General features: G+C 66.1%; 1 protein-coding gene and 1 pseudogene. Both read right to left on the bottom strand.

Annotated features, from left to right (window positions below):
* Nucleotides 1-415, bottom strand: a pseudogene (locus tag AOK01_RS45555) (pentapeptide repeat-containing protein); the annotation flags it as partial.
* 74 nt (nt 416-489) lie between these two features.
* Nucleotides 490-775: pentapeptide repeat-containing protein (locus AOK01_RS45550; protein WP_281181460.1), on the bottom strand; the 286-nt coding region annotated here is incomplete at both ends.

Below are 775 nucleotides of genomic sequence, written 5' to 3'. Positions count from 1 at the left end.
CCACGTTCCAGCCCCGCACGGTCGACGGCTGCCTCGCACGCCAGTGGTGCTCCTCTGCAAGGATGCAGCGGTGGGTGTAGCGGACGGGACGCCAGCGCCGCCAGTACGTGCCAGGCGGGATGCTGTCGAAGCAGCAGGTGCCCTCTAGACGCAGCTGGTCCAGATGCACGGTCCCGGTAAACAAGCATCGCGACAGATCGATGTCGGCGAGGACCAGGTGGGCCGCATCCACTCCGCGCAGCGAGGCCATCCGCACCGTCGCGTTGGACGCGCCGTTAAAGATCCCCTCTGCCATCTGTTGCCTGTCGGACAGTACGAACGGATCCGGCTCCGCCGCGATGGTGAGGGGATACTCAAAGACCGCGTCGGCGAAGTCCACCGTGGCGTAGCGCAGGCGCACCTCAGCCGTCGCCAACCAGCGGGTCCGCCGGCACTCCACGCGGCGCGCGGCACACGAGAGGGTCACCGGGCCACCGAACACCGCCCCNNCAGCGCTGCCCTCGAAGATCGTTGACTCGAACCAGGCGCTGCTTCCGAAGATCGCTCCCCGGAACCAGGCAACGCCCTCGAAAGTTGTCGACTCGAACCAAGCGCTGCTCCCGAAGATCGTCGCCTCGAACCAGATGTCCCTCTTGAAGGTCGCCGACCTGAATACGGCGCCGCTCTCGAAGGTCGCCTCACTGAACCAGACGTAACTCTTGAAGGTCGCCGACTGGAAGTCAGCCTGACCCCTGAAGGTCGCCGACGCGAGAATGGCGCCGCTCTCGAAGGTCGC

It is taken from the genome of Streptomyces aurantiacus (assembly GCF_001418335.1).
In the GTDB taxonomy this organism is placed as follows: Bacteria; Actinomycetota; Actinomycetes; order Streptomycetales; family Streptomycetaceae; genus Streptomyces; species Streptomyces aurantiacus.
This window is presented reverse-complemented; position numbering and strand designations above follow the sequence as displayed.